The following is a 24,862-nucleotide window of genomic DNA, read 5'->3' as shown; positions in this document are numbered from 1 at the left end:
GTCAGACTCCTGTTTTCTTCTCTTCGGTGAGATCCGGCCCGGTACCCGGGGCATGCGCCGCCGGATCGTCCTGCGGCAGTAGCCGATTCAGGACGCCGAGACCGTGGGTATAGAGGGCGGGGAAGTGTCGCTTGAGATGCCAGATGACGGTGGCGTCGAGTTGCGGCAGCACGTACAGCCGCCCGCGATCGTGTGCGTCGAGGGTCATCCGGGCGACGTGCTCGGGCGTGAAACCCGTCCAGCGCATGAGGTTTTCGGCCAGGCGCATGGACGTCGCGGTGATCCGGCCGTCGCGCGCCACGTTCGTCCGCACGAACGTCGGGCACAGCACCGTGACCGCGACACCGCTGCCGGACAGCTCCGCGGCCATCGTCTCCGACAGCGACAGGACCCCGGCCTTGGACACGTTGTAGGGGCCCATGGTGGGCGCGGCGGTGAATCCCGCCGCCGACGCGACATTGATGATGCCGCCCCCGCCCGCGGCCCGCAGCTGCGGCGCGAACAGCTCGCAGCCGTGCACCACGCCCCACAGATTGATGCCCAGCGCCCACTGCCAGTCGTCGAATCCGATCTCCCCCACCGGTTTTCCGCCGATGCCGACCCCGGCGTTGTTGATCACCAGGGTGGGGGCGCGGCCGAAGATCAGCTCGGCGTGCAGGGCGAGGCTCTCCACGTCCTCGCGCCGGGAGACATCGCAGAACACCGCGTGCGCCTGTCGGCCGTGCGTGCGGTCGATCAGCCGGACGGTGTCGTCCGCGCGGTCCTTGTCGATATCCGCGCAGATCACCTCGCCGCCGCGGGCGGCCAGCTCGAGGGCGAAGGCGCGCCCGATTCCGCTGCCCGCGCCGGTCACGACGGCCCGCGCACCGTGCGAGCGGCGCGGCCCGCCCAGTGCGAATCGGAGATTGTCGAGTACCCACATGGTCAGCTCACCCGCTCCCGTGCCGTCGAATCCGCCTGCGCCAGAGCCCGTTCCACGAACGCGGCGGTGTGCCGCAGCGCGGCGTGGGCCTCCGGCACCAGCAGCGGCAGCGCCTGGAAGACGTGAATCCGGCCGGGCCACAGCTCGAGCTCGCACCGCGCGCCCGCCGCCTCGGCCATATCCCGCAGCCGCCGGGCGTCGCCGGACAGCATCTCCTCCGCGCTGGCCTGCACGAACAGCGGCGGCAGGGCCGCACCGCGCGGGATCGACAGCCGCAGCCGCGGCGAATCCTCGGGTTGCCCCTCGGTGTACAGCGCGACGAGGCGGCGGCCCACCCACGCCGGGGCCATGGGATCGGGGCGGCGCCGGTCCTCACCCTCGGCCAGGGTCAGCGACAGATCCAGCAGCGGAGAGAACATGAACACCCCGGCGGGTTGCGCGGTCGCCGACCGCTGATTCTCGAGCAGCAGATCCAGGGCCAGGTGCCCGCCCGCGGAATCGCCGCCGATCACCAGGTCCTCGGGCCGGTAGCCGTGCGCCAGCAGCCAGCGGTAGCCCGCCTCGACGTCCGCGGCGGCGGCCGGGAAGCGATGCTCGGGCGCCAGGCGGTAGTCGACGAGGAATACCGGCAGCCCGGTGTCGCGCGACAACCGCGCGGCCAGCCCCCGATGGGTGCGCGCCGAGCAGACCACGTAGCCGCTGCCGTGGATGAAATAGATTGCGCGCTCACCCTGTTCGACCCCGGGCGCCCGGACCCATTCGCCGCGGACCCCACCCGAGCGCACGGTCGTCACGTGCGTGCCCGGTGGGGGCGGGCCGAATGCGGCCATGATGGCGGCGATCAGTCCGCGCCCGGCCCAGATGCCCGCCCGGTTCTGCGGCAGCAGCGCGTTGAGCTGCCGCAGTCCCACCACCGACGCCGCGGCCGCGATGCGGGCCGTGAGCGACGGTGACGCCGGCACTGCCGAGACGGTCGCCATTGACCTCGTCTTCGTCATGCCGCCAAGCATCAGTCCGGCATGTGCCATTTGTCAATGGCAGAAACTAGCCCTGCCGGAGTTCGTGCACGTAACCGCGGGAAACCGTCGAGGTGAGGACGTCCAGCACCCGCACCACGGCGGAGGCATCGATCGAGCGGCCCGCCCGGACGGGATCGTCGCCGAGCTGTTCGATCATGGTCGCGATGCTCTCGTGGATGGCGTGCAGCACCGTTTCGATCGGCACCGCGCTGCGTGCGCACTCCGCGGCGGCGTGCTCGAGCCGATCCAGCAAATCGGAGGTCACGGCATCGGATGCGTCGAGCAGCACCAGGGCCAGTTCCAGGCCGATCTGTATCAATGTTCCGGGGTCCTTCGAGGTAGACGGGCGCGGATGCCGACTGTCGCGCGAATCGTCGGTGTGGTCGCTGTCGTCCTCGTCCGTGTGGTTCCGATCCATGGTGTTTCGCCCTCCCCGAAGGACACAAGCCGCCGATAGTGGTGTCACCGCGCCGAAAGTCGGGCCGCTGCCGACGGTAGGTGTGTGCCGGGACGCCCACGAATCGGCCAGCAAACTTTGGGTAATGAGACCGGTGTCCAGCTGCCCGGTTGGGACGAGTCACAACGCGGCAGCGTTGTCACATGTCATAACTCGGCGCGATCGACGTTGCGTCATCCGACAGTGCACCGAACGACGGCGGCCGCCGCGGGCACCCGCGCGCTACGTTGATCGCAGGGATGGGAAGGGAGTTTCTCCGATGATCGATACCACTCCGGATCGACCCGGTCTGACCGTTTCGGGGCGGCCGATGTCGTCACCGCTCAAGGATGTCTGGGGACTGTCGCGCCAGATGGTCGGCCACTTCGTCGAAAACGTCGCTCCCTGCGGCACTCTCCCCGGCGACGCCATCTACGGCGACGTCACCACCATCACCCGCACCTGCCTCGAACTGGCCGTCTCCATGCTCGACGGCAGGAACATCCCGGAGAAGACGGAACGCCTGAAGGAAGCCGCCGCCGGGTGGGCCCGCGAGGGCGTGCCCATCGACACCATTCACCACGCCATCCACGAGGGCTTCAAGATCGGCTTCGACCTCGTCGTCACCAGCGCCACCACCAGGCACCACGCCGCCGGATCCGGCGAGGACGCCACGCTGACCCTCTCGCTCGCCGACTTCGAGGCGCACATGGGCGGCGCGAAGCTCGTGGTCGAGATGCTCGACACCATGACCACCGCGGTCTCCATGGCCTACGTCCGCGAACTCAGAGCCGTTGTCTCCGAACACCATACGGCCGTCCACACCCTCACCTCCGCACTACTCGGCGGACACCCCACCTCCACCATGGCCCGCGAATGCGGCATCGAAATCGCCGACAGCTACCGCATCCTCGCCCTCGCCATCCCCCCGCACCCCGAAGAATCCAACCCCATGCTCGACGCGAAAGTCGTTGCCCGCCGCAAACTCCGCCGACTACAGGCCGAACTCGCCACCCGCTGCGGCAGCACCGCCCTCTCACTGCTCAGCGTGGACGGCGGCACCCTGTTGCTGCCGGTCGAGGCGGCCGGGGACGACACCCTCGACGAGCTGATCGCATCGCTGTCGCGCGCGGCGCGGGTTCCCGTCACGGCAACCGTCGTCACCGCGGGAACCGACACCATCCCCACCGCCGCCGACCAGGCCCACCAGCTCCTCGACATGGTCTCCCGGCTGCGCCTGGAGCCGGGACTGTACCGATTCGACCATCTCGCACTGGAATACCAGCTGACCAGGCCGGGTCCCGGGCTGGAGTTCCTGCGTTCGCTGCTCGTCCCGCTCGACGAGCACCCCGAACTCCTCGACACCCTCCGAACCCACATCGCCCACAACCTCAACCGCCAACGCACCGCACGCCTGCTCCATGTGCACACCAACACCGTCGACTACCGACTCAAACGCATCGGCCAACTCACCGGCTTCGACCCCACTCAAGCCAGCGGACTCTGGTACCTCCGCTCCGCACTCGTCGCCCGCAGCTACGTCGGCGAAGCCGCCGATTCCCGTGTCCCGCAACGCGTGTCGGAAGGAGTCTGACAGCACCGGCCCCGAGTACCGGGCCCGGTACATCCTGGTGATACGTCACGGGAACATTCGTACAAGACCTACGCCCCGGGACCGGGCATCGTCACGTACATGCGAGATAGCAACGTGAAGTGCTCCAACGGGATGCACGTGGTCGACGACGGCCCTCGAAACGCGCAGCCGCTGTTGCTGATTCACGGATCTGGTGCCTCGGGCGCGACCTGGGGCCCGATGGTTCCGCTGTTGACCCGCACCCACCGTGTCGTCCGGGTCGATCTGCCCGGGTGCGGGCAGTCGCCGCCGACCTCGTCGTTTGCGGTGCCCGCGCAGGCCCGGGAGGTCGCCGCGGTGCTCGACGAGATCGGTTTGCGCGCGGTCACCGTCGCCGGGCACTCCAGCGGCGGATACGTGGCCACGGCACTGGCCGAGCAGCGTCCCGATCTGGTCGGTGCCGTCGCGCTGGTCAGCAGCGGGCCGAGCATGGCCGCGCTCCGGTCCGCGCAGCCGTTCCTGCTGCGGGCGCTCACCGAACCGCCGCTGGGACCGATCGTCTGGCGGCTGCGCTCGGACAAGGTGATCCGCAAGGGAATGCGCGCCGCCTTCGTCGTCCCCGCACCGATTCCGGACAACGCGGTCGCCGACTTCCGCGCCATGACATTCCGCACATTCCACTCGGTGCTGCGCGCGAACGGCGCCTACCTCGACGAGCGGAGCCTCCCCGAGCGGCTCGCGGTCCTCGGCCTGCCCGTGCTGGCGGTCTTCGGCGACGCCGACCCCAAGTGGCGCCCGGCGTCGGTGCACGACTACGAGACGGTGCCGGGCGTGCGGATCGAGATACTGCCCGGCGTCGGCCACGTCCCGATACTCGAGGCACCCGAGGCCACGAGCGGGCTGCTGAGGGATTTCGCTGCCGCACAACGGTAATCCACGCGCCCCGCCCGCGTCCTATCCTGGGAGCATGCCGCCGGCCGGGGAAACGATGGACTGGGCGCGGGTCGACGTCGCCGTCCCGCGTCGGTCCGCGTGGCTGCCGGGTGTGCGCATGGCCGGATTCCGCACCCACGCACCGGAGCCCGTCGACATCGCGATGGTGCCGCACCCGGCACTCACCGTGCTGCTCGACCTCAGCGACGGCGGCGACATCGTGTGCGACACCGGCGGACGATGCCTGCGCGGCAGCTTCGTCGCGGGCATCCTGCCCGGTGAGCTCCGCACCCGCGGACGGATCGGCGGCGACTGTCTGCAGGTCCGCCTCTCACCGGTAACGGCCGCCGCCGTCCTCGGCGCGGCCGCCGAACTCAGCGGGAACAGCGTTGCCCTGGAAGAGGTTTGGGGCCGCGATGCCGAACGACTCCGGGACCGGCTCCGCGCCACCTCGTCGTGGGACGACCGGTTCGCGATCGTGGCCGACACGCTCCGTGCCCGCCTGGCCACCCCGGGGGTCGATCCCGAAGTCGCCCACGTCTGGCGGCGTACCCGCACCGGTCGTGGACGCGTGCGGGTCGACGGCCTCGCGGACGAGGTCGGCTGGAGCCGCAAGCGGCTGTGGTCCCGCTATCGGTCCCAGCTCGGAATCACTCCGAAGCGCGCCGCGCAGCTGATCCGTTTCGACCACGCGGCCCACCTGCTGGCGACGGGCCACTCCACCGCCCTGGTCGCGGCCGCGTGCGGCTACGCCGACCAATCCCACCTGCACCGCGAGACCAGGGCCCTCGCGGGTGTCACGCCTCCGGCAATCGCCGCCGCGCCGTGGCTCGCCATCGATCCGGTCGCCTGGCCCGCCCGGTCACGCCCCTGACCAGCTACTTCAGCACCTCCACCCCGGGCGGTTCGGCACTGCCGAGCGAACGACCCGGCACCACTCCCCCGGCTATCCAGCGCTGCCGGAGCCGCCCTGGGTCAGTCCGCCGCGCAGAACGTGTCTTTCTCCGGCATCTTTCCGTTGACCAGGAAGTCCGTGGTCGTGGCCTTCCCACAGGCGTTGTCGTGGTTGACGTAGGCGCCGTGGCCGCTCTGGTCGACGCTCACCAGCCGCGCGCGGTCACCGAACTTCGCCCGCAGCAGTTCCGCGTTCCTGTGCGGTGTCACCGGATCGCGCAGGTTCTGCACGAGCAGGACGTTGTTCGGGCCCTCGGCCGCCACCCGCACCGGCGGCTCGGCCGGTGCGCCGGGCCAGAAGGCGCACGGCATGACATTGGCGGCGGCCGCGCCGTAGAGCGGATACTTCGCCCGGTCCTCGGCGACGGCCGTGCGGTACGGCTCGACGCCCCGCGGCCACGCGACATCGTTGCACGTCACCGCCAGGAACACCGACCACGAGTTGTCGATCGTGTGCGGCTCGGCCGGAGGCGGCGCCGAGCCGTCCCCCGTCACCGCCCGCCTGACCCCTTCCGCATCGCCGTCGCGCACGGACCGCCAGATGTCCGCGGTCGCGGCGTATTTGCTCGGACCGTAGAGCCCGAAGTAGGTCATGAAGCGGAAGGCACGGCCGTCGAGCTCGGGCATCGGGGCCTTGTCGAGGCGCTCCGCGAGCTCGAAGTAGCTGGCGCGCACGGCATCCGGCGTCCGGCCCAGGTGGTAGTCGCCGTCGCGCTCCGCGGCCCATGTCGCGAAGTCCGGGAACGTGTCCTCGGCGCCGAGGCCGAACCGGCGGATTCCGTCCTGGTCGAGGTGCGTGTCCGCGAGATTGCTGTCGAGCACGATCCGGTCGGACCGCTCCGGGAACATCGACGCGTACGCGGCGCCGAGCGCCGATCCGTAGGAGGCCCCGTAATAGCTGGCCTTCTCCTCGCCGAGTGCGGCCCGGATCCGATCCAGGTCGCGGGCCATATTAGCCGTCGAAACCCCGCGCAGCCGTCCTTCCCGGTCGTTCGCCGCGCACCGGTTGGCGACATCCTCGGCGACCGCGGCCTGCTCGGTGACCGCCGCGTCGTCGACGGCATACGGCGGGATATTGCCGGTGTAGGCCATGTCCGGGGTGAAGCCGCAGCTCACCGGCGCGGAGTAGCCGATGCCCCGGGTGTCCATGCCGATCAGGTCGTAGCTGTCGGTGACCTCCGGCGGCAGTCCGTGCGCGGCGAGGAACGACCCGAAGTTCAAGCCGGATCCACCGGGCCCGCCCGGGTTGAGCAGCAGCACACCGCGCCGCTCGGCCGCGTTCCTGCTCGCCAGCTTGGACACCATGAGGTCGATCGCGGGCCCGTCCGGTACGGCGTAGTCCACGGGCACCGGCACTGTGGCGCACTGCAATTCGGGCGATTCGGCCGCGACCTTCTCGGGACACGCACCCCAGTGCAGCCCCGCCCCGGTGTCTCCATCGGCCGAAGCCGGTGCGGCGAGCGTCCCCGTGAGGGCCACCATCGCCAGCAGGACCGATCCTCGGCCCGCCCTGCCTTTTCGAACCATTCCGGTCTCCCCGATCTGTGTGTGGAAGTCGACGACCTCACCTGCGTCGTCGACATTCCACTCCGTGCCGTAGCGGCACAGTCAACAGTCGCGGTGACCGCACGGTCAGTGCCGCAGCGTCGCCGCGGCGATCTCGAGGAAGTCCCGCACCAGTCTGTCGCGCCGGTCCGCGACGACGGCCAGGCAGGCCTCGGCGCGCGGAGCGTCGGTGACCGGGACGTAGACGAGATCGGGGCGGGAATAGGAGCGCGCGACACTCAGCGGGACGAGCGCGATACCGCGCCCCGACGCGATGAGCTCGAATTTCTCCTCCAGCGACGATGTCCGGCGCGTCGGAGCGTCGATCGTCCGCTCGCCGTCGAGGTCCGCGGAGGTGAGTTCCGTTCGGCGGGCCAGCGGATGGGTCGCGGGCATGCAGGCGACCCTGGGTTCGTCACCGACCGGGATGGTCCGCAGTCCCGACTCGTCGAAAGGCCTTCGCAGATAACCGATCTGGGCCCGGCCGTCCCGCAGCGGCGCGTCCTGCTCCCACCACCGCGCCGGGACGAGGTCGGTCTCGACGCCGGGATGGCGCACCGCGAATGCCCGAATCGCGTCCGCCACATGCAATCCCGGGGAGAAGGCGACCACGAGCCGCCGCACGTCCTGGTCCGCGTCGCGCACCCGCCGCACCGCGGCGTCGACGGAGGCGAGGATTCCCCGTGCCTCGTCGTAGAGCTGTTTCCCGGCGGCGGTCAGCTCCACGCTGCGGGTGGTGCGGACGAGCAGATCGCATCCCAGCTCCTGCTCGAAGGCCCTGATCTGACGGCTGAGCACCGGCTGGGCTATGTAGAGCCGCTCCGCCGCCCGGCCGAAGTGCCGCTGCTCGGCCACCGAGACGAAGTAGCGGAGCTTGCGCAGATCGAGATCCATGCCTTCAAGGTATCAATCGGCGGGAAGGGTATTGGACCTCCGCAGGTAGGCGGCCCGAGACTCGAAGCATGATCGTCATCACGACCCCCACCGGCCAGATCGGCGGCCGGCTCCTGGACATCCTGCTCGGCGCGGCCGCACCCGGCGAGGAGCTGCGCGTCATCGTGCGCGATCCCGCCAAGCTCTCCGCCGCGGTGCGCGGCCGCGTCGACGTCGTCGCCGGCTCGCACGGTGACGCCGAGACCGTCGATCGCGCGTTCACCGGCGCGAACGCGGTCTTCTGGCTGCCCCCGGCGACGCCGACCCTGGACGCCGGCTACTCCGAGTTCACCCGCGCGGCCGCGAAGGCGTTCTCGGTGCACGGGATACAGCATGTCGTCGGCGTCTCGGCCCTCGGCCGCGGCACCCCGGTCGCCGACCGCGCGGGGCTCGTGACCGCGTCGCTGGCCATGGACGACCTCATCGCGAGCACCGGTGTCGCGTATCGCGCGCTCGCCAATCCGACATTCATGGACAACCTACTGTGGCAGGCGATTTCGATTCGCGACGACGGTGTCTTCACCGGCACCGGCGCACCCGATCGCGCCGCGCCGATCGTCGCCACGCGTGATATCGCCGCGGCCGCCGCGGGCCTGCTGCTCGACCGCTCGTGGACCGGGACGGGCGAGGTTCCGGTGCTGGGCCCGGAGGACCTGTCGCCGAACGACCAGGCGCACATCATGTCCGAGGTGCTCGGCCGCCCGGTCCGCTATCGGCGGCAGTCACTCGACGAGTTCGCGGCCGCGCTCGCCGCGCGCGGCACCAGCGGCGACCTGGTGCGGGGCTTCGTAGACATGATGCGCGCCAAGGACAATGGCCTCGACAACGGCGTACGGCGCACCCCGCAGACCGCGAGCGCTACGACCTTTCGCGAGTGGTGCACCGAGGTGCTCGCACCGGCCGTCCGGGCATGAGCGCGAGAGCCGGTCAGAGGTCGCCCGAGTAGTCCTGGGAGAACCAGCGGTCGGGGCGGATGGTGAACAGGACGGACTTGATGCCGTCCATTTTCTCGGCGAATTCGCGACCGCCTTCCGGGCCGAGGTAGCGGGCGGCGATGGCCTCCCGCGCTTCCCTCGGCGAGGGGGTGGTCGCCTCGACGACGGTGCCCTCGACGATGACGTACTGGTACGGCAGCTCCTCGCGCTGGACGGTCAGCGTCACCACACCGGCCTCGCGGATGAGCCGGGCCTTGCGGCGCTCGGCGCCGGTATTGATCCGGATGCCACCACCCGGGGTGTAGTCGTACCAGATCGGGACGGTCGCGGGCGGACGCCCGTCGTTCGCCGCGACCGACAGCACACCGATGTGCTTGCCCGCGAGGAACTCCTGACGTTCGGCCTCTGTGAACGGTTTCGGCATGCCCTGTCGAACGTTCCGGCCGGTGGGCTTGTTCCCGCGCCCCGGATCGGGCTTCAGCGCCGGACGTGCCCGCGCAGAAATTCCGCCAGCGGCGCGAGCACCGCCTGCGGATCGTCGATGAACGGCCAGTGCCCCAGACCCTCGAGGATGTGAATCTCGGCCTCGGGGAAGTAGTTTCGCTGCCGCTCGGCGAAGTGCACGGGGATGTACGGGTCGCCCGCACCCCAGATCACGCAGACCGGGAGGCCGTCCGCCGCGATGCCCGTGTCCTTCTCCGGGAACGCGCCCGCCGGGTCGCGCGAGGAGCGGTAGACCCGCAGGACCGCCCGCTTGTGCCCCCAGTCCGCGTAGCGGTCGACACGATCGACGTAGGACCGGGGCAGCGGGACGGGATTGTCGTGGTTGAGCGCGGCGTGCAGGGCGCGCGGCGTGCTCGCCAGCTGGAACAGTTCGCCGAGCACCGGCAGCTGCCAGATCCTGGCGTACCGGTGCCAGCGATAGCCGTCGAGCACACCGCAATTGACGAGCGAAAGACTCGCCGTCCGCTCCGGATGGTCCAGCGCCCACCGCAGGCCCCACGGCACGCCGAAGTCGTGCAGGACCAGGTGCGCCCGCTCGACACCGAGCCGGTCGAGCAGCCCGCCGAGGTAGCGGGCGTACCCGGCGACGCTGTGATCGAACGTTCGCGGGCGCTGCGCCCGGCCGAAACCAGGCATGTCCATGGCGATCACGCGCGCGAATCCCGCGATCGCCGGCGCCAGCTCCGCCCAGTCGTCCATGGGTCCGGGATTGCCGTGCACGAACACCACGGCCTCCCCGGATTCCGCTGGCCCACTGTCGTATACGGCGCAGCGCACACCGTCGACCCAGTGGTCTTCGGTCTCCAGCACCGGCACATTTCCAGCCATCGACACCCTCCCCGATCGTGAATCTCCCACGCTACCGGCTCGGCCTAGGCTCCGACCGGCTCCGGCGATCGGGGGCGGGTGGCCGCGGGTGTGTGGGCGGCCCTGGGCAGGATCACCGCCGCTGCGATCGCGCCGACGGCCAGCAGTGCCGCCGCGACCAGGAGGGCGGTTCCGTATCCGTCCGCCAGGGCCTGGCGATCGGTGGCCGGTCCGGTCACGTCGGCGGCGACGGTCACCAGGATCGCCAGGCCGAGTGAACCGCCGAGCTGCCTTGTGCTGTTGAGGATTCCGGAGGCGAGGCCGGACTCCTCGGGCGAGACGCCGGTGGTGGCCGCGGTGCCCATGGCCACGATCGAGGCGCCGATCCCGATGCTGGCCACCAGCTGCGACCCGAGCAGTCCCCCGGCGAATGTCGTTGTCGTATCGGCGAATCCGAACCACAGCATGCCGGCCGCCCCCAGCAGCCCGCCGACCAGCAGCAGCACGCGCGCACCGACCCGTTCGACGAACTTCATCGCTATCCGCAACCCGATGACGACCCCGGCGCAGAACGGCAGGAATGCCAGGCCGGTCACGGTCGGGCTGTAGGCCAGCACCCGCTGCATCAGCAGCGAGACGAAGAAGAACGCCGCGAACTGCCCCGAGGCGAGCATGAACCCGAACACGGTGGCGCCGATCAGCGACCGGCGGCGCAGAAACCGCAGCGGCACCAGCGGATCCGAGGTGCGCGCCTCCACGACCACGAACCCGGCCAGCAGCGCGGCGCCCGCCGCGAACCAGCCCAGCACCCGCGCCGACCCCCACGAGTGCTGCTCGGTGGAGATGACGGCCAGCACGAGCGCGGTCACGCCGCCGGTCACCAGCACCGCACCCGGCAGGTCGAGCCGGCCGCGCCGCCCGGGGCCGCGGTCGGTCACCCCGCGCAGCACCGCGACCACGGAACCCACCGCGAACAGCACGTTCACCCACATCACCGACCGCCAGCCGAACTGCTCGGTCAGCACGCCGCTCAGCACGACCCCGGCCGCGCCACCGGCCGCGCCCGCACCGCCCCACACCGCCATCGCCTTGGACCGCTCGGGCCCCTCCGCGAACTCCGAGGTGACCAGGGCCAGCGACATCGGTGTCAGCACCGCGGCCGCCACGCCCTGAATCGCCCGCGCTGCCAGCAGTTCCCAGCCGCTGTGCGCCAGCGCGCCCCACGCGCTGAACGCCGCGAACACGCCCAGCCCCGCCAGCAGCAGCACGCGGCGGCTGGTGAAGTCCGCGAGGCGGCCGCCGAGCAGCATCAGCCCCGCGTAGGTCAGCAGGTAGGCGTTGACGACCCAGCTGAGCCCGGAGTCGGAGAACCGCAGATCGGCGTCGATATCGGGCAGGGCGACATTGACGATCGAAAGGTCCAGGGAGACAAGGAACATGATCAGGAAGATCACGATCATCGACCATCTCGCGGACGGCACTGTTCGGGTGGGCACCACGACCTCCATAATTAAATAACGCGTGTTTTTATTATGATTAGCACAGCCTAACCTCCGTTGTCGAGAGGGAGTCTGCGCACAATGGCTGCCATGGCCGACAGTTCGACCACCCGCCGCCGCGGCCGTCCGGTCCGCGCCGGTCGCGACGACATCGTCGCGACCTCGTCGCGCATGCTCGCGTCCGGCGGCGCCGGGGCGTTCAGCATGCGCAGGCTCGCCGACGAACTCGGGGTCAGCACCGCGGCGGTCTACCACCACTTCCCCACCAAGACGCGGCTGTTCATCGCCGTGCTCGGCGCCCGGGCCGACGAGCTGGAACGCCCCGAGCTACCGGCGGATCCCCGCGACCGCCTGGTGGCGCTGTCGGTGCACCTGCTCGCCGCGCTGCGCCGATTCCCGTGGGTGGTGGACATCCTGCTGAGCGGGGAGGCGTTCGGCCGGGCGGCGCTCTGGATCCTCGACGAATTCATCGCCACCGCAACACGACTCGGCGCCGACGACGAGTACGCCGGTTATATGTACATCACGGTGTGGCGGTACCTCGTCGGGTGCATCGTCTCGGAGCACGCGGACGACGAGCGGCGGGCGGCAGCCGCGGGCGAGGATCCGCCGCCGCACTGGACCGCGGAGATCGATGCCGAGGACCTCGCCGATCTCCCGGCGATCCAGCGCGTGCTGCCCATCTGGCCCGCCGTCCACGGGGGCTATCAGCCTCAGGCAGCCATCGAACACCTCGTCGATGGTCTGCTGGCCCGCATTCGGCGGTGATGCGCGGCGCGGCGGTGGATTCCGGATCCGCGCGGGCAGCGGTCCGCAGGAATCCACGTGTCGTGGCCGGCGTCCTCGCCGGTCAGCTGCCGCTCGAAGCGGCTGCGGTGCTGGCGATTACGGCGGCCGTCACCGCGTGCACCTCCTGGACCGCCTTGCGGACCGCCGCGCCGCCCCAGTTGCTCTCGCTGATCGCCTTGCCGCGGCGCTTCACGGCGCGCTTGTCCGCGTCCGGGAACAGCTTCGGAAGCATGTCGACGGCGTGCAGGATCGAGACCAATGCCGCTGTGCGGTCGTCGGGTTCGGCGCCCTCGACCACGGCCGCCCGGACCTGCCGCTGGACCCGCGCCTGCTCGCCGGCGGGATTCGGCCGCCACAGGGTGGTGGGAAACAGCCCCAACACCTTCGTCGGGGATTCGGTGAACTGCCCGGCGTCCACGAGGTCGCGCAGCAGTGCCTCGCGCAGATCCCGGGAGCGGCTGCGCCAGGCACTGAAGCCCGCCACCTTGCCCACCGCGTCCTTGGGTCTGCGGCCGTCGGCGACCGTGACGAGTTCGGCCAGTCGCGGGTCGTCCGGTGTCACGCCGGTGGCCACCAGGCGCCCCTTCTTGTGGTTCGGCTCGCCCGCCTCGGTCAACCGCAGCGCCCCGGCGAGGGTGAGCTCCAGAATGGCCGCGCCCGCGAGCGCCGCCTTCAGCTTGGTGCCGTCCACGCGCGGCCTGCCGGTGTCGTTGTAGGCGAGCAGGAGAAAGTCCTCGGCAACCGTCACCCCGCCGACCCTACCCCTCAGCAGTCCTCGTACTTCCCGATCGCGGCCACCTTCGCGGCCGAGGCCGAATCGGGATCGAAGTGGTAGCCGAGCCACTCCTTGGCGAGGCGGCGGGCCAGTTCCAGCCCGACGACGCGTTGCCCGAAGCACAGCACCTGGGCGTTGTTGCTGAGCACCGACCGCTCCACCGAGAAGCTGTCGTGCGCGGTGACGGCCCGGATCCCGGGCACCTTGTTCGCGCTGATGGCGACGCCGAGCCCAGTACCGCACACCAGCAGCGCGCGGTCGGCCCGCCCCTCGGAAACCATCCGGGCGGCGGTCACCGCGACGTGGGGATACGCGGTGTGCTCGCCGTCGTCGACTCCGACATCCAGTACCTCCGCAACCCTCCCGTCGGCCTGTAGATCGGCCTTGATCGCGCTCTTGTAGTCGAGCCCGGCATCGTCACACCCGACCACGATCCGAAGTCCTCCGGTCATCGCCGCACTCCTTCCGCAGCATCAGCTCCGGCGATACCGGCTTCGGCAGAACTGACCTCGGCCGCAACATCTTTCGCAGCAACGGTTTCGACAGCGGCGGCGCCCACCGCCGCGTCCGAATTCACTACCGCAACATCGCTTTCGAATGCGGCGATCGCCGTACGGACGCACATCGCCAGGGAGACGGCGCCCGCATCCGGGCTGCCGACACTCCGGTCGGCCAAGGGCCGGGCGCGGCCGATCCGGGGACGCAGGGATGCGGTGCCCTGGGCCGCTGTCTCCGCGATATCCGCTGCCACACGCCAGGTTTCACCGCGTTCCAGGGCCTCGAGGAACGGTAGCAGTGCGTCGAGCATCGTCTTGTCGCCCGGTTGTGCCTTGCCGAGGCGGGTGAGCGCGTTGTAGCCCTCGCGCAGCGCCGCAACGATTTCCGTGGCGGACGGATCGCCCGTCTCGCCGAGCCGGGCACCCACCGCGGCGAGCGCCGCACCCCAGAGCACGCCCGACGTGCCGCCCGCCTGGGCGGCCCAGGCGTCCCCGGCCGACCGCAGCACTCCGTTCGGCCCCGAACCCTGCGCTACAGCGGCATCGGCCGCCGCCGTCGCCGCCGACGTGCCGCGAACCATCCCGCGGCCGTGGTCGCCGTCGCCCGCCACCGCGTCGATCCGGCCCAATTCCTCCTCTGCCGCAAGCATTTCCGCCGCAACCGAATGCAGCGCCCGCGCAATGGCGGCGCCGCACTCCCGCGCGTCCTCGGCAGCTGCCGACGCGTCCACGGAGCCCACGGCACCGGCCTCGACCGAGCCCCGTGTATCCGCCCCCGGCGCCGAGTCCTCGACACCGACAAACCGTGTATCACCCGGCGCAGCAGTGGAATTCTCCACGGCGGGCGCCTCCCCCGCATCTGCCGCAGCCACTCGTGCGGGGGCCGAACCATCTTCCCGACCGTGGCCGACAGCAGTGTTTGCACCCGCGCGGTCGAAATCCGTCGCCTCGGCGCCCGCCCCGCCAGAGCCTCGCCGCGGATCGTCCGGGCTCCCGCGGCGGAAGGCCGGGGTGTCGGCGGGAGCGGTCCACAATCGCTCCAGCTCCTCGTCGAGCCACATCACCGTCAGGGAGCATCCCGCCATGTCGAGGCTGGTCACCAGTTCGCCGACCTCGGGGCGGACGACGGTGTAGCCTGCGGCGCGCAGCAGCGGCGCCACCGTGCCCCAGACCACGAACAGCTCCTCGTATTTCGTGCGGCCGAGTCCGTTGAGGATCACCGCGATTCGCGTTCCGGCGTCCGGCGGCCGTTCCTTCAGCACACCCGATACGAGCAGTTCGCCGAGTTCGGCGGCGGTCGGCATGTCATGCGAGGCCACGCCCGGCTCACCGTGGATTCCGAGGCCGAGGCCCATGGTGCCCCGCTCGACCGTGAACAGGGGCCCGGCCGCCCCCGGCAGCGTGCATCCGTCGAAGGCGACGCCGAGCGTGCGTGTGTTGTCGTTGGCCAGGGTCGCCGCTCGTTCCACGCCGTCGAGGTCGTAACCCGCTTCGGCCGCCGCACTCGCACACTTGAAAACCGTGAAATCGCCTGCGATTCCGCGTCTTTTCGCCTCTTCCCCGGCGGGTGCGCTCGCGATGTCGTCGGTGACCGCGAAGTATCGGGCCGAAATCCCCTCGGCCGCCAGCTGTTCGACCGCCAGGCCGAAGTTCATCACGTCCCCCGCGTAGTTCCCGGTGGTGAGCAGCACGCCCGCACCACCGTGCGCGGCGCGGGCGACCGAGGCCGCGTCCACCGCCGAGGGCGAGGTGAAGATGTTCCCGACCACGGCCCCGTCGGCGAATCCGGGGCCCACCACCCCGCAGAACGCCGGATAGTGCCCCGAACCCCCGCCGACCACCACCGCGACCTTCCCGGCCCGCGTCGGCGCCGCGCGCACCACACCCCCGGGCACGCCCGTCACGTATCCGGCGTTGGCGTCGAGGAATCCGGTCAGCATGTCCTCGGTGAACGCCGCCGGGTCGTTGTAGAGCCACGTCATGAGATGTCCTCTATCGCACTCGGTTTCCGGATTCCGGATCGAACAGGTAGATGCGCTCGGGCGGGGCGGACAGCGTCACCGGCCGCGACGGCTCGAAGCGTTCGTGCGCCGGCGTCTCCACCAGAACGGGTTCCGCGACGCCGGGCACGTCCAGCGCCGCCCGCCCGAACTCCATCAGATGCTCGAAATAGCGCACCGTGCCGGACAATTCACCGTTCCCGGCCGACCCCGTGGTGAGGCGGGCGTCCTGCGGACGAATTCCCACTCGCACCCGCTGCCCGCCGGTCACCCCGGTGGCGGCGACACGCAGTGCGGCGCCGCCCATTCGGACACTCGCGCCGTTCGCGCCCTGCTCGATCACGCCGTCGACGATGTTGATCTGCGGCTCGCCCACGAACCCGGCGACGAAGAGATTGGCCGGATCATCGAATACCTCGTCCGGCGTACCGAACTGCTGGATGATCCCGCCGTCCATCACGGCGAGCCGGTCGGCCAGGCTCAGCGCCTCCACCTGGTCGTGGGTGACGACGATGGTGGTGTAGCCGAATTCCCGCTGCAGCACCTTCAGTTCGCGCCGCACCCGCTGCCGCGCCGACGCGTCCAGATGCGACAGCGGCTCGTCCAACAGCAGCACCGGCGGGTTGCGCACCAGCGCCCGCGCCAGCGCCACCCGCTGCTTCTGCCCGCTCGACAGGCCCGCGGACCGCAGGTCGAGCAGCTCCTCCAGTTCCAGCCGCCGCGCGATCTCGGCGACGAGCCGGTCCGCCCCGGCGACCTTGCGGGCCTTCAGCCCGTAGGCCAGGTTCTCCCGCACGGACAGCGGCGGATACAGCGCGTAACTCTCGAATCCCACACCGACACCGCGTTTTCCGGCAGGCAGGTTGGTGATGGTGCGCTCGCCGATGCGGATCTCCCCACCGGTGACCGTCTCGAGCCCGGCGATCATGCGCAGCGTGGTGGTCTTCCCGCATCCGGACGGCCCGAGCAGGGCCACCAGCTCACCCGGCTCGATATCGAGTTCGATACCCTTGACCGCCTGGAAGCTCTCCCGGCCGCGTGCCGAATAGGTCTTGGTGAGCCGCTCCAGTGTCAGGCGCTGCGCCACCGACGGGCGGCCGTCGCCGGAGGACACAGTCACGCCGGAGACGACCGCTGCCTCGGATGTCATTGCTGCTCCTCCGGTTTCGTGTCGGCGGCACCGAGCCGCAGGCTGTCACGGCCGTCGGCACTCGCCGCGAAGATGTGGATGTCGGCGGGCGGCACCGCCAGCGTGATATCGGCGCCCTCGCGGATGTGCGCCCCGCCCGGGGACAACGCGATCAGCGATACCCCGCCCACGTCCACCGATACCTCGACATTGCGACCCAGTCGCTCGGCCAGGGTGATTCGGCCCGGCACCGTGACGTGACCGGGTCGTTCGGCACCCGGCTCCGTCACCGCGATATCGCACGGCCGCACACCCAATCGCGCACGGCCGCCCGCGATCTCGACCTCGGCCGGTATCGGAACACGTAATCCGGTGCCGGGCAACCGGAGTCGCCCGTCGTCCACGACCGCGTCGACGAGATTCATCTCCGGCTGTCCCAGCGCCCGCGCGACGAACGTATCCAGCGGCCGCCGCCAGATCGCCTCCGGCGTATCGACCTGCACCAGGCGGCCCTCGCGCAGAATGGCGATCCGGTCGCCCAGCGCCAGCGCCTCCTGATAGTCGTGCGTGACGTACACCGTCGTCGTATTCGACATCCGCCCGAGCTCCCGCAGTTCGGCACGCATGGCCGCGCGCAGCTTGGCGTCCAGGTGCGACAGCGGCTCGTCGAGCAGGTACACGTCGGCGGGCCGGATCAGCACCCGCCCCAGCGCGACCCGCTGCCGCTGACCGTTGGACAGCTCCCGAGGAAAACGCTTGTGCAAGTGGTCGATTCCGAGCGTCCGCGTCACCGTGTCGACCCGCTCGCGCTGTTCGGCCTCGGAATACTTCCCCGTGCGCCCCGACCGCAGCGGCGACGCCAGATTCTGCGCCACGGTCTGCTGCGGATACAGCGCGTAGCTCTCGAACGCCATCGCCACATTCCGGTGGTACGGCTCGACATTCGTCATATCCGTGCCGCCGATGCGCACCGCGCCGCCGTCGACATCGATCAGCCCGGCGATCGACTTCAGCGTCGTCGTCTTGCCCGCACCGGACGGTCCGAGGATCACGAAGAACTCGCCGTCGGCGATGTCGACCGAAATATCCTCGATCCCCGTGGTTTTGCCGTAGCGCTTGGTCAGCCCATCGAGCGTGAGGTGTGCCATCAGGATTTCACCGCCCCGAACGACAGGCCGCGCACCAGATAGCGCTGAATGGTCAGCGCGACGATCAGCGGCGGCAGCGCCGCGATCACCGCCGCCGCGGCCGTGAGGTTGTAGTACGCCTGGCCGCCGCCACCGAGGAACTTGGTGATCGCGACCGTGACCGTGCTGGCATTGCTGTCGGCCAGGATCAGCGGGAATACGTAGTTGTTCCACGCGAAGATGAACGCCAGCAGCGCCGCGGCCGCGATCCCGGGCCGCACCAGCGGCAGCGCCACCATCACGAAGGCCCGCCGCCGCGTGTAGCCGTCCAGCAGGGCCGCCTGCTCCAGGTCCTCGGGCAGGTCCTGGAAGTACGACCGCAGGATCCACACCACCAGCGGCATGGTCACCAGCTGCAGCACCCAGATCATGCCGACCTTGGTGTCGAACAGCCCGATCTGGTTGTAGATGACGAACAGCGGCACGATCACCATCAGCTCCGGCGCGAACCGGAACGACAGCATGGTGAACATGAGATCGTTCGACCCCCGGTATTGCCACCGCCCCGCCGCGTACGCCGCCGGAATGCCGATGGCGAGCGAAACGAGCACGGCGCCACCGCAATTGAGCAGGCTGGTCAGCAGCGCCGCCTTGAAGTCCACACTGGTCAGGTCGGTGCCGCGTTGGCTGAGCACCGTCCCGAAGTTCTCCAGGGTGGGGCTGAACCGGAAGTAGGTGGTCGTCTGCTGTGCCGGAGTCTTCAACGCCAGCAATACCATCCACACGATCGGGAACAGCGAGAAGACGAACCAGCCCAGCAGGACCAGGTCCGCGCCCACCGACGCGGGGGTGAACCGCCGTTGTCCGGGAAGAAGTTCCGATGCCATGGCCTACGACTCCGCTCCAGCGGCGCGACGCTGCGCCTTGCCGAGCACGCCCACCAGCAGGCGTGCGGTGATGAATACGATCGCCCACAGCAGGAACATGTAGGTGCTGCCGCGGGAGTAGTCGAGATTGATGATCGAGTCCTCGAAGGCGCCGATCTGCAGCGTGCGCGTGGAAACGCCGGGGCCGCCCGCGGTGAGCACGTACACCGCGTCGAACACCTTGAGGTTGTCCATGAACCGGAAGATGACCGCCACCAGGATGTAGGGCCACAGCATCGGCAGCATGAGCCGGCGGAACATGTAGAACCAGCTCGCCCCGTCCACCGCCGACGCCTCGAACGGCTCCTTCGGCAGCGACCGGATCCCGGCCAGCACCAGGATCGCCACGAACGGGGTGAAGATCCACAGGTCGACCAGGATCACCGACCACAGCGCGTTGCTGCTCGACAGCCAGTCGAAGGTGGAGCCGAGCCCGAAAATGTGGTTGAGGATGCCGAATTGGGGGTTGAACATCAGTTTCCAGATCACCCCGGCGATGACCGGCGCGATCATCAGCGGCAGGATCAGCACCTTCTCGAAGATCCGCCCGATCAGGCTGGACCTGTTGAGCAGCAACGCGAGTCCGACGCCGATGACGGTCTCCACCGCCGTGGCCACGATCGCGAAGATCCCCGTGATCCGCACGCTGGTCCAGAACTCCATGTCGCCCAGCACGCTGGCGTAGTTGCGCAGCCCGACGAACACCGGATTCGGGTTCACCGCAGCGTAATTCAGCACCGAGTAGTACGCGCCGATGACGAACGGATAGAGGATGCCCACCACGATCAGCACCGCGGGAACAGACAGCAGGTACGGCCGCAGCGAACGCCGCCACCGCGGAATCTCCGCGGCGCCCGGTGGTTTCGGCGGACCCTCGGTCTCCGGGGCCGCGGTCGACGGCGGACGAACCGATTGAGTGGTCATCTCGACCTCCCTTTCCTCGACCCGCGGCGGGTCAGAGATTGACCTTCGACGAGCAGGTCTTGGCCAGGCTGGCCAGCCGCGATCGGGCGTCCGCGCCGCCGTAGATGTCCTGCAGCGCGACGGCCCAGTCCTCGGTGGTGTCGAAGAACTTCTTCTGCGGGGTGAACTGGATCCGCGAGCTGCCGATCACGGTTTCGAAGGCCTCCAGATAGCCGGGCATCTCGCCCAGCTGCCGCTTGAACACCCCGTCGAATACCGACTTCCGCACCGGATCGGCGAAGATGCCGCCCTGCACGGCCTTGGACAGCGCCTCCTTGCCGGTGACCCACTGGATGAACAGCCAGGACGCCAGCTTGTGCTTCGACATCGAGTTCATCGCCAGCGACCAGGTCCACAGGTTCGTGTCGTAGTTGCCGCCCGGACCCGCCGGGCCCGGATACCAGGCGATATTCCCGGCCTGCGCGCTGGCGCCGCGCTTGTTCTTCGGATAGGTCGCGCTGTCGGCGTCGTAGACCATCATGGCCTTGCCGTCGCCGAGATCGCCTGTGGCATTGGGGTAGTCGTAGGTGGTCCACGAGGTCGGCCCGGCCAGCCGCTGCATCTCGATCCACTTCTCGGTGAAGGCGACCGCGGCGTCGGAGTCCATGGCGGCCCGCAGCTCACCCCCGGAGAACTCGTAGTCCGCGGCGCCCTCCCGCACGAACTGCGTCATGAATCCGGGGTGGATGGTCGCCCACGACTTCGACCCGCGGGTGGCGATGCCGTAGCGGTTCTGCGAGCGATCGGTGAGATCGACCGCGAGCTGGATGAAGTTGTCGAAGGTGTCGGGCAGCTTGATCTTTCGCTGGTCGAAGTAGGCCTTGTTATAGGCGACCACGTTGTTCTCGAAGCCCCATGGAATGGCCCACTGACCGCCGGTCCCCAGCGGCGCCCCGAGGGAGAAGTCCCAGCGCGTGGAGGTACGCAGCCCCTCGTAGATATCCTCGAAGTCGTATTCGTCGCTGGTCGCCGACGAATTCGCCAGCCACGGCGCCAGATCCTCCACCCAGCCCGGCGGGCCGTACTGCCAGACGAAGTACGCGCCGAGCATGAACACGTCGTGTTTACCTGTGCCACCGGCCAATTCGGTGTTCAGCTTGGTGAAGTAGTCGGCCTCCGGCACCAGGTCGGTATTGACGGTGATACCGGTCAACTGCGTGAACTCGGCCAGCAGCGGTTGCAGCGACTGCTGGTACGGGTGCGGGGTCTGCAGCACGTTCAGCGTCGTGCCCTGTGCCGCACGCCAATCGAAGGGCCCGCTCACCTCCGCGGCACCATTGGTGGCCTGTACGCCGCCGCCGACCCCGCAGGCCGACAACGCCGGTAGCGCGGCGGCCGCCGCACCGGCAATGCCCATGGCGCGCAACATGTTCCGGCGCGACATGTGCGGGCCGCAATACTGTCTGTCCCTCATCGAACTTCCTCGGATCGCCTGTCCCCACTGGTTGTTCCGGCGGACATCCCCTCATCAGACCTCCGCCACCCCCGTCACCCCGGAATGAGCGACACCTTCACCGATTCCGTCCCGCTCGCCACCAGGTCCAGTCCCTTCTGAAAGTCGCTGAGCGGCAACTGATGTGTGCAGATCTTGTCCATCGGGAGCACGCCCGATTCGAGCATGCGGATGGCCGCGGGCCAGCAGTGCGGACCGAGGTGCGCGCCCCGCACGTCGAGCTCCTTGTCGTCGCTGATGATGCTCCAGTCGACGGTCACATCGCTGCCGAAGACCCCGTACTCGACGTAGGTTCCCAACTTGCGCAACAGGTTCAGGCCCTGCGGCACCGCCGAGGGATGCCCGGTGCCCTCCAGGTAGACGTCGGCGCCGTAGCCGCCCGTCAGATCCTTGACGATCGCCTCCGCGTCCTCGTTGCGGATGTCGATCACGATGTCGGCCCCGCACTCCCGCGCCAGCGCCAGCTTCTCCGGGGCCATATCCAGCGCGATCACGTGTGCCGGACTCTTCGCCCGCGCCCCGGCCACCATGCCGAGACCGATCGGGCCGCAGCCCGCCACCACCACGACATCGTCGAAGGTGATCTGCGCGCGCTCCACCGCGTGCAGCGAGCACGACAGCGGTTCGGTGAACGCCGCGTGCGCGGGCGGCAGACTCTTGGACACCTTGTGCACCAGCGCCTCGACCGGATACACCATGTACTTCGCCATCGCTCCGGGCGTGCGGCGCTTGAAGCCGTAGATGTCGTGCGGCGCGCACATGTGGTACTGGCCGCGCAGGCAGTAGCGGCATTCCCAGCACGGCACGATCTGCTCGGAGACCACCCGGTCGCCGACCGCGAGATTCCATCGCGCGGCGCCCTCGGCATCGAGTTGCACTATCTCGCCGACGAATTCGTGCCCGGGGATCACTCCGGTCTCCGCGTAGGCCGCGCGGTTCTCGTCGCCCCAGAACTTGGTCGCGCCGTGGTAACACTTCAGGTCGCTCGCGCAGATTCCGACCGCCTCGACGCGAACCAGTGCCTCACCCGGGCCGGGAACCGGGACGGGCACCTCCTCCAGCCGGTAGTCGCCTGGTCCGTGGCAGATCACCGCCTGCATCTTCTCCGTCATCGCACTGCCCTTCATCGTGTGTCGGCCATCACAATAACCCAGCCCGTTTACATCTGTCCAGAACGAATGTTCACGGCACCTATGGCGTGAACATTTGTTCAATGGAATACTGCAAGTCATGCAGAGCCCCGACACTCCGGCGCAATCACCGCCCGAGAGCGGCACTTTCGCGCCGTCGCAGCTCTACGCGGCCGCGAAGATGTACTACGAGGAGGACGCCACCCAGGCCCAGGTCGCCGCGAAACTGCGGGTCAGCCGGGCGACCGTGAGCCGGCTGCTGTCGCAGGCGCGGCGCCAGGGCATCGTCCGGATCGAGGTCCGCGCGCCGCACGGGGGCGAGGACGCGGATCTTGCCGCCACCCTCGCCGAAGCCATTGGGCTGCAACAGGTCTATCTGTCGGCGCCGCTGCCCGCCGCGACCCCGGCAAAGCCCACGGTCGAGGTGATGGGCAGCTGTCTCGCCCCGGCGGTATCGCGCGCGCTGGCCGAGGTCGGCCTGGTCCCGGGCGATGTGCTGTTGGTGTCGTCGGGCCGCACCGTCTACGAGGTGGCGCAGTTCGATCTCGAGCGCATTCCGGGCGTGCTCGTCGTGCCCACGGTCGGCGGCAACGATCAGCCCGAGGGCTGGTATCAGACCAACGAGATCACCCGGCTGATCTCCACCAAGCTCGGCGGGCGGCCGAATTACCTTTTCGCCCCGGCGCTTCCGGGTCCCGACCTCTACGACACGCTGCACGCCGATCCGTCCATCCAGCGCGTGCTGGACCTGTGGCCCAAGGCCCGGTGCGCGCTGATGGGGGTCGGCGCTCCCCCGCTGCTACGCGACGACATCCCGCAGTTCGTACCCACCACGGCCGCCTCGCTGCGTGCCGCGGTGGGCGACGTCTGCTCGCGGTTCTACGATCGCGCGGGCGAGGCGGTGGACTTCCCCGGGGGCGAACGCCTGATCGCGGTGGACCTGCCTGTACTGCAACAGATCCCGGTGGGCATCGCCGTGGCGATCGGCGAGGAGAAGGTCGCCCCGATCCTCGCCGGGGCCCGAGCCGGATACTTCAACCGCCTCGTGACCGACCCCGCCACCGCGCGACAGCTGCTGGAGGCCAAGTGAATACGGTGCCCCGGCAACGGCACGACAACCGGCCCGCTGCCAGCCTCGGAACTGCTGGAGAGCAAGTGAATTCGGTGGCCGCAGGCGCGCGAGTCCGGCACCTCGAGCGGCACATCACGGACTCGACGGCCGCATCTCGACAGCAGGAGCGCAAGTGAACTCTGTTCGGCTCGACGGTAAGCGAGTATTGATCACCGGTGCGTCCCGCGGGATCGGGGCGGACCTCGCGGAGACCTTCGCCGGGGCGGGCGCCACGTTGGTGCTGTCCGGACGGGATGCGGGTGCGCTCGACCAGCAGGCGCGAAAATTGGAGCGGCAGTATGGCATTCGCGCCGCCGCTGTTGCCGCCGACTTGGCCGAGCCGGACGCACCCATGCGCTTGGCCGCGGATGCCGCCGCGGCCTTCGGCGGGCTCGACGTGCTGATCAACAACGCCGGGGTCTCGCATCCGGAGCCGGTCTCGGGCCTGACCGCGGCCGCCTTCGACGAGGTGCTCACCGTCAACCTGCGCGCACCCGCGCTGCTGGCCGCCGAGGTCGGCGCCGCCATGGCCGAGGCCGGGGGCGGATCGATCGTCACCGTCGCGTCGGCCGCCGCGCTGCGCGCCCTGCCCGAGCACTACGCCTACTGCACGTCGAAGGCGGGGCTGGTGATGGCCACCAAGGTCCTTGCGCTGGAACTGGGCCCGCGGGGCGTGCGCGCCAACTCCCTCTGCCCCACCGTCGTACTGACCGATATGGGCCGCAAGGTCTGGGGCGAGGACGAGAAGTCCGCACCGATGCTGGCCCGAATCCCCCTGGGCCGCTTCGCCGTCCCCGCCGAGGTCTCCGCCACCGCCCTGTTCCTCGCCTCGGACATGTCCTCGATGATCAACGGCGCGGACATCCCCATCGACGGCGGCTACGGGGTGAGCTGAGCGGGCG

At 69.6% G+C, this 24,862-nt stretch carries 23 protein-coding genes and 1 pseudogene; 7 read left to right on the top strand and 17 right to left on the bottom strand.

All coding sequences use genetic code 11. The features are described 5' to 3' along the window. Nucleotide 1 precedes the first annotated feature (1 nt). From NM1_RS13215 to NM1_RS13205, 3 genes are all read right to left on the bottom strand, one after another. Nucleotides 2–922 carry an SDR family NAD(P)-dependent oxidoreductase gene (locus NM1_RS13215; RefSeq protein WP_068018976.1) on the bottom strand — a complete coding sequence of 307 codons (921 nt, stop codon included), beginning with the start codon at nt 920–922 and terminating at the stop codon, nt 2–4. 2 nt (nt 923–924) lie between these two features. Then, entirely contained in the window at nt 925–1,884 is a 960-nt protein-coding gene (locus tag NM1_RS13210; RefSeq protein WP_246011595.1) for an alpha/beta hydrolase, read from the bottom strand. 82 nt (nt 1,885–1,966) lie between these two features. Continuing rightward, nucleotides 1,967–2,359, bottom strand: coding sequence for an RsbRD N-terminal domain-containing protein (locus NM1_RS13205; protein ID WP_068018972.1), 393 nt, complete (start codon nt 2,357–2,359; stop codon nt 1,967–1,969). A gap of 298 nt (nt 2,360–2,657) precedes the next feature. On the opposite strand from NM1_RS13205, the gene NM1_RS13200 reads away from it, so the two are divergent. From NM1_RS13200 to NM1_RS13190, 3 genes are all read left to right on the top strand, one after another. Further along, complete coding sequence (locus NM1_RS13200) at nt 2,658–3,971, top strand: PucR family transcriptional regulator (protein WP_068018969.1); 1,314 nt, start codon at nt 2,658–2,660, stop codon at nt 3,969–3,971. Nucleotides 3,972–4,070: 99 nt separating this feature from the next. Further along, a complete protein-coding gene (locus tag NM1_RS13195) occupies nt 4,071–4,883 on the top strand; it encodes an alpha/beta fold hydrolase (RefSeq protein ID WP_211339605.1) in 813 nt (270 codons plus the stop codon). Nucleotides 4,884–4,917: 34 nt separating this feature from the next. Continuing rightward, complete coding sequence (locus tag NM1_RS13190) at nt 4,918–5,757, top strand: AraC family transcriptional regulator (protein WP_068018966.1); 840 nt, start codon at nt 4,918–4,920, stop codon at nt 5,755–5,757. A 101-nt stretch (nt 5,758–5,858) separates the two neighbouring features. Here the strand turns inward: NM1_RS13190 and NM1_RS13185 are convergent, their stop codons facing one another. Both NM1_RS13185 and NM1_RS13180 read right to left on the bottom strand, forming a co-directional pair. Next, the gene (locus NM1_RS13185) at nt 5,859–7,364 is read right to left on the bottom strand and encodes an alpha/beta hydrolase (RefSeq protein ID WP_068018963.1); all 1,506 of its coding nucleotides are present in this window, start codon (nt 7,362–7,364) and stop codon (nt 5,859–5,861) included. Between the two features lie 105 nt (nt 7,365–7,469). Continuing rightward, the gene (locus tag NM1_RS13180; protein WP_068018960.1) at nt 7,470–8,276 is read right to left on the bottom strand and encodes a LysR family transcriptional regulator; all 807 of its coding nucleotides are present in this window, start codon (nt 8,274–8,276) and stop codon (nt 7,470–7,472) included. 68 nt (nt 8,277–8,344) lie between these two features. Here NM1_RS13180 and NM1_RS13175 point away from each other — a divergent pair, with 68 nt between their 5' ends. Further along, on the top strand, nt 8,345–9,229 hold the full coding sequence (locus tag NM1_RS13175; RefSeq protein WP_068018957.1) for an NAD(P)H-binding protein: 885 nt from the start codon (nt 8,345–8,347) through the stop codon (nt 9,227–9,229). A 13-nt stretch (nt 9,230–9,242) separates the two neighbouring features. On the opposite strand, the gene NM1_RS13170 is transcribed toward NM1_RS13175, so the two are convergent. Genes NM1_RS13170 through NM1_RS13160 form a run of 3 tightly spaced genes read right to left on the bottom strand, consistent with a single transcriptional unit; the run spans nt 9,243 to nt 12,057 of the window. Further along, entirely contained in the window at nt 9,243–9,674 is a 432-nt protein-coding gene (locus NM1_RS13170) for a pyridoxamine 5'-phosphate oxidase family protein (protein ID WP_068018954.1), read from the bottom strand. Nucleotides 9,675–9,727: 53 nt separating this feature from the next. Beyond that, complete coding sequence (locus NM1_RS13165) at nt 9,728–10,582, bottom strand: alpha/beta fold hydrolase (protein WP_068018951.1); 855 nt, start codon at nt 10,580–10,582, stop codon at nt 9,728–9,730. Nucleotides 10,583–10,626: 44 nt separating this feature from the next. After that, nucleotides 10,627–12,057, bottom strand: a complete 1,431-nt coding sequence (locus tag NM1_RS13160) for an MFS transporter (protein ID WP_246011782.1) — start codon at nt 12,055–12,057, stop codon at nt 10,627–10,629. Between the two features lie 93 nt (nt 12,058–12,150). Here NM1_RS13160 and NM1_RS13155 point away from each other — a divergent pair, with 93 nt between their 5' ends. Further along, nucleotides 12,151–12,828 carry a TetR/AcrR family transcriptional regulator gene (locus NM1_RS13155; protein WP_068018945.1) on the top strand — a complete coding sequence of 226 codons (678 nt, stop codon included), beginning with the start codon at nt 12,151–12,153 and terminating at the stop codon, nt 12,826–12,828. An 82-nt stretch (nt 12,829–12,910) separates the two neighbouring features. On the opposite strand, the gene NM1_RS13150 is transcribed toward NM1_RS13155, so the two are convergent. From NM1_RS13150 to eltD, 9 genes and pseudogenes are all read right to left on the bottom strand, one after another. Then, nucleotides 12,911–13,597: a GOLPH3/VPS74 family protein gene (locus tag NM1_RS13150; protein ID WP_068018942.1), complete on the bottom strand. Its 687-nt coding sequence runs from the start codon at nt 13,595–13,597 to the stop codon at nt 12,911–12,913. 17 nt (nt 13,598–13,614) lie between these two features. After that, nucleotides 13,615–14,076, bottom strand: coding sequence for a ribose-5-phosphate isomerase (locus NM1_RS13145; protein ID WP_068018939.1), 462 nt, complete (start codon nt 14,074–14,076; stop codon nt 13,615–13,617). A 158-nt stretch (nt 14,077–14,234) separates the two neighbouring features. Next, a pseudogene (locus NM1_RS13140) lies at nt 14,235–16,103 on the bottom strand (dihydroxyacetone kinase family protein); the annotation flags it as partial. A 10-nt stretch (nt 16,104–16,113) separates the two neighbouring features. Continuing rightward, nucleotides 16,114–17,271: an ABC transporter ATP-binding protein gene (locus tag NM1_RS13135; protein WP_084519539.1), complete on the bottom strand. Its 1,158-nt coding sequence runs from the start codon at nt 17,269–17,271 to the stop codon at nt 16,114–16,116. Continuing rightward, the gene (locus tag NM1_RS13130) at nt 17,268–18,398 is read right to left on the bottom strand and encodes an ABC transporter ATP-binding protein (RefSeq protein WP_068018933.1); all 1,131 of its coding nucleotides are present in this window, start codon (nt 18,396–18,398) and stop codon (nt 17,268–17,270) included. The genes NM1_RS13135 and NM1_RS13130 overlap by 4 nt, the downstream gene beginning before the upstream one ends. After that, on the bottom strand, nt 18,398–19,264 hold the full coding sequence (locus tag NM1_RS13125) for a carbohydrate ABC transporter permease (protein WP_068018930.1): 867 nt from the start codon (nt 19,262–19,264) through the stop codon (nt 18,398–18,400). Before NM1_RS13125 ends, NM1_RS13130 begins: the two co-directional genes overlap by 1 nt. Before the next feature lie 3 nt (nt 19,265–19,267). Then, nucleotides 19,268–20,227: a carbohydrate ABC transporter permease gene (locus NM1_RS13120; protein ID WP_068018927.1), complete on the bottom strand. Its 960-nt coding sequence runs from the start codon at nt 20,225–20,227 to the stop codon at nt 19,268–19,270. 31 nt (nt 20,228–20,258) lie between these two features. Beyond that, the gene (locus NM1_RS13115) at nt 20,259–21,680 is read right to left on the bottom strand and encodes an ABC transporter substrate-binding protein (RefSeq protein ID WP_246011783.1); all 1,422 of its coding nucleotides are present in this window, start codon (nt 21,678–21,680) and stop codon (nt 20,259–20,261) included. A gap of 74 nt (nt 21,681–21,754) precedes the next feature. Beyond that, nucleotides 21,755–22,831, bottom strand: a complete 1,077-nt coding sequence (eltD, locus tag NM1_RS13110; protein ID WP_373864038.1) for an erythritol/L-threitol dehyrogenase — start codon at nt 22,829–22,831, stop codon at nt 21,755–21,757. 118 nt (nt 22,832–22,949) lie between these two features. Here eltD and NM1_RS13105 point away from each other — a divergent pair, with 118 nt between their 5' ends. Next, nucleotides 22,950–23,939, top strand: coding sequence for a sugar-binding transcriptional regulator (locus NM1_RS13105; protein WP_068019082.1), 990 nt, complete (start codon nt 22,950–22,952; stop codon nt 23,937–23,939). A 154-nt stretch (nt 23,940–24,093) separates the two neighbouring features. Then, nucleotides 24,094–24,855: an SDR family NAD(P)-dependent oxidoreductase gene (locus NM1_RS13100; protein WP_246011784.1), complete on the top strand. Its 762-nt coding sequence runs from the start codon at nt 24,094–24,096 to the stop codon at nt 24,853–24,855. The last annotated feature ends 7 nt before the right edge of the window (nt 24,856–24,862 follow it).

It is taken from the genome of Nocardia mexicana NBRC 108244, from assembly GCF_001613165.1.
GTDB lineage: Bacteria > Actinomycetota > Actinomycetes > Mycobacteriales > Mycobacteriaceae > Nocardia > Nocardia mexicana.
This window is presented reverse-complemented; position numbering and strand designations above follow the sequence as displayed.

Bases quoted from the DNA above. Each gene is read 5' to 3' on its own strand.
- NM1_RS13215 (WP_068018976.1), bottom strand. From the start codon at position 922: ATGTGGGTACTCGACAATCTCCGATTCGCACTGGGCGGGCCGCGCCGC.
- NM1_RS13205 (WP_068018972.1), bottom strand. From the start codon at position 2,359: ATGGATCGGAACCACACGGACGAGGACGACAGCGACCACACCGACGAT.
- NM1_RS13200 (WP_068018969.1), top strand. From the start codon at position 2,658: ATGATCGATACCACTCCGGATCGACCCGGTCTGACCGTTTCGGGGCGG.
- NM1_RS13195 (WP_211339605.1), top strand. From the start codon at position 4,071: ATGCGAGATAGCAACGTGAAGTGCTCCAACGGGATGCACGTGGTCGAC.
- NM1_RS13190 (WP_068018966.1), top strand. From the start codon at position 4,918: ATGCCGCCGGCCGGGGAAACGATGGACTGGGCGCGGGTCGACGTCGCC.
- NM1_RS13185 (WP_068018963.1), bottom strand. From the start codon at position 7,364: ATGGTTCGAAAAGGCAGGGCGGGCCGAGGATCGGTCCTGCTGGCGATG.
- NM1_RS13180 (WP_068018960.1), bottom strand. From the start codon at position 8,276: ATGGATCTCGATCTGCGCAAGCTCCGCTACTTCGTCTCGGTGGCCGAG.
- NM1_RS13175 (WP_068018957.1), top strand. From the start codon at position 8,345: ATGATCGTCATCACGACCCCCACCGGCCAGATCGGCGGCCGGCTCCTG.
- NM1_RS13170 (WP_068018954.1), bottom strand. From the start codon at position 9,674: ATGCCGAAACCGTTCACAGAGGCCGAACGTCAGGAGTTCCTCGCGGGC.
- NM1_RS13165 (WP_068018951.1), bottom strand. From the start codon at position 10,582: ATGGCTGGAAATGTGCCGGTGCTGGAGACCGAAGACCACTGGGTCGAC.
- NM1_RS13155 (WP_068018945.1), top strand. From the start codon at position 12,151: ATGGCCGACAGTTCGACCACCCGCCGCCGCGGCCGTCCGGTCCGCGCC.
- NM1_RS13145 (WP_068018939.1), bottom strand. From the start codon at position 14,076: ATGACCGGAGGACTTCGGATCGTGGTCGGGTGTGACGATGCCGGGCTC.
- NM1_RS13135 (WP_084519539.1), bottom strand. From the start codon at position 17,271: ATGACATCCGAGGCAGCGGTCGTCTCCGGCGTGACTGTGTCCTCCGGC.
- NM1_RS13130 (WP_068018933.1), bottom strand. From the start codon at position 18,398: ATGGCACACCTCACGCTCGATGGGCTGACCAAGCGCTACGGCAAAACC.
- NM1_RS13125 (WP_068018930.1), bottom strand. From the start codon at position 19,264: ATGGCATCGGAACTTCTTCCCGGACAACGGCGGTTCACCCCCGCGTCG.
- NM1_RS13120 (WP_068018927.1), bottom strand. From the start codon at position 20,227: ATGACCACTCAATCGGTTCGTCCGCCGTCGACCGCGGCCCCGGAGACC.
- NM1_RS13115 (WP_246011783.1), bottom strand. From the start codon at position 21,680: ATGAGGGACAGACAGTATTGCGGCCCGCACATGTCGCGCCGGAACATG.
- eltD (WP_373864038.1), bottom strand. From the start codon at position 22,831: ATGACGGAGAAGATGCAGGCGGTGATCTGCCACGGACCAGGCGACTAC.
- NM1_RS13105 (WP_068019082.1), top strand. From the start codon at position 22,950: ATGCAGAGCCCCGACACTCCGGCGCAATCACCGCCCGAGAGCGGCACT.